At 32.6% G+C, this 2,344-nt stretch carries 3 protein-coding genes; all 3 read left to right on the top strand.

Features of this window, described 5'->3' with window-relative positions; translation table 11 throughout:
• Positions 1-467 (top strand): amino acid kinase family protein (locus SPD90_RS01160; protein WP_442909036.1); only part of this gene is annotated, 467 nt, incomplete at its 5' end.
• A 12-nt stretch (positions 468-479) separates the two neighbouring features.
• Positions 480-1,718: a glutamate-5-semialdehyde dehydrogenase gene (locus SPD90_RS01165; RefSeq protein ID WP_320924065.1), complete on the top strand. Its 1,239-nt coding sequence runs from the start codon at positions 480-482 to the stop codon at positions 1,716-1,718.
• A gap of 247 nt (positions 1,719-1,965) precedes the next feature.
• On the top strand, positions 1,966-2,344 hold a 379-nt coding region (locus SPD90_RS01170), incomplete at its 3' end, for an IS1/IS1595 family N-terminal zinc-binding domain-containing protein (protein WP_320924066.1).

Here is a 2,344-nt window from a genome sequence, read left to right on the forward strand (position 1 = left end):
AAGACGAACATATCAAAGAAAATGTATGTAATACTTTTGAACTTTTATTAAACAAGGGGATAATCCCTATAGTAAATGAAAATGACACAGTTTCAATAGATGAGCTAGAAAATATAGCTAAATTTGGTGATAATGACAACTTGTCAGCTATAGTTTCTGTACTTATAAATGCAGATGTATTGATTATATTATCTGATATAGATGGTTTTTATGATAGTAATCCAAAGGAAAATGAAGACGCGCACTTAATAAAACAAATTGACGAGATTACTGATGAAATAGAAGCTTGTGCGGGTGGAGCTGGTTCAAGCTTAGGAACTGGTGGTATGGCGACTAAATTAGCTGCAGCTAAGAAGGCTAATAAAGCAGGTGTTGATTTAGTTTTAGCTAATGGAGAGGATCCAGCGATTATTTCTGAAATATTATCAGGGGAAGAAATAGGAACTTTATTTACTGCGAAAAAATAGGAGGTACGATTTATGTTAATTTCAATGGGAAAAAAGGCAAAAGAAGCTGCTTACGAATTAGGAATAGCTTCAACTGCACAAAAGGATCAGGCGTTAACTTTTATGGCAGAGGAGCTGATAAATGCAAAGGAAGAAATAATAAAAGCAAATGAAATAGATAGACAAAATGCTATAGAAAAGGGAATATCTGATGCTTTACTTGACAGACTATCACTTGATGAAGGTAGAATAGAAGCTATGGCAAATGCTCTTTTAGATATAGTAAAATTAAAAGATCCAGTAGGTGAAGTAGTAAATATGTGGCAAATACCTAATGGGCTTCAAATAGGGCAAAAGAGAGTGCCAATGGGAGTTTTAGGTATAATATATGAATCAAGACCTAATGTAACAAGTGATGCTGCGGGACTTTGCTTAAAATCAGGAAATGCAGTTATACTAAAGGGTGCGAGTGATGCTATAAATTCTAATAAGGCTGTAGCTAAGGCATTAGTTAAAGGTATAAAGAGAAGTGGATTACCAGAGGCTTGCGTACAATTAGTTGAAGATACTTCTAGAGAAACTGCTACTCAAATGATGAGACTTAACGATTATATAGATGTTTTAATTCCAAGAGGTGGAGCAGGACTTATAAAGGCAGTTGTTCAAAATGCCACAGTTCCAGTAATCGAAACAGGAACAGGAAACTGCCATATTTATGTGGATGAAAGTGCTGACTTTGAAATGGCAAAGGCTATAGTTTTAAATGCCAAGGTTCAAAGACCAGGGGTATGTAACGCTGCAGAAAAATTATTAGTTCACGAAGCAATAGCAGATAAATTCGTGCCAATGATAGTTAAGGAATTAAGGGATAAAGGCGTTGAAGTCAGGGGATGCGAAAAAACTCAAGCTATAGTAAACGACGTAAAAGTAATCGATGAACTAGAATGGGGAGTTGAATACCTAGATCTTATAATAGCTGTAAAAGTAGTAAAAGACGTCGACGAAGCTATAAAACACATAAATAAATACAATACAGGACACTCTGAATCTATAGTTACTGAAAGCTACAGAAACAGCCAAAAATTCCTACAAAGAGTAGATGCAGCTGCTGTATATGTAAATGCTTCTACAAGATTTACTGATGGTGGAGAATTTGGATTTGGTGGAGAAATAGGTATAAGTACTCAAAAGCTTCATGCTAGAGGACCTATGGGACTTAAAGAGCTTACGACTACTAAATATATTATATTTGGCGATGGTCAAATAAGATAATTTGCTCGTTCATAAAAATAATAAATCGAAAATAGAGTGACAGTTGTTGCTCTATTTTATTATTTATGAATAATTGTAAATATATACTCAATTTAGAGCCATTGTAAATATGTTTAATGATTTTGTGAAATTATGTATGAAATAGATCTTGTTGGAACATAATATAACCAAGAATTTATATAAAAGTAAAAATATTTAAGATTAGTGATTTGTGTTATGAATTACCTAAATCAGGAAGAGGTGCATTATGTTTCGACAAGAACATTCAAAGATGTTTAGTTCTAAAAGAATTAGATCAATGGTAGATAATTTAAATATAGAAGAAATGAGTTCTTTAATAGCGTTAGCTCAACAAAAATTAAAAAATTTATATAATTTAGGATTTTATGATGAAAAAGAAGGAAAAGACGAGATTTTAGAAGGTAGATTTAAAAAAGGTCTTAAATGCCCTAGATGTGGGAATTCAGAGGTAAATAAAAATGGAAAAACATATGGTCGTCAAAGATATATTTGCAAAAAATGTAGAAGAACATTTGACGAAAGAAGTCTTTCTCCACTTTCAAATACAAAATTGAGCTTGGAAAAATGGCTAAAATATTGTCAATTCATGATAGAAGGTGGAACTA

Source organism: Intestinibacter sp., from assembly GCF_034113885.1.
GTDB lineage: Bacteria > Bacillota > Clostridia > Peptostreptococcales > Peptostreptococcaceae > Intestinibacter.

Coding starts and splice junctions, on each gene's coding strand:
- SPD90_RS01165 (WP_320924065.1), top strand. CDS start 480: ATGTTAATTTCAATGGGAAAAAAGGCAAAAGAAGCTGCTTACGAATTA.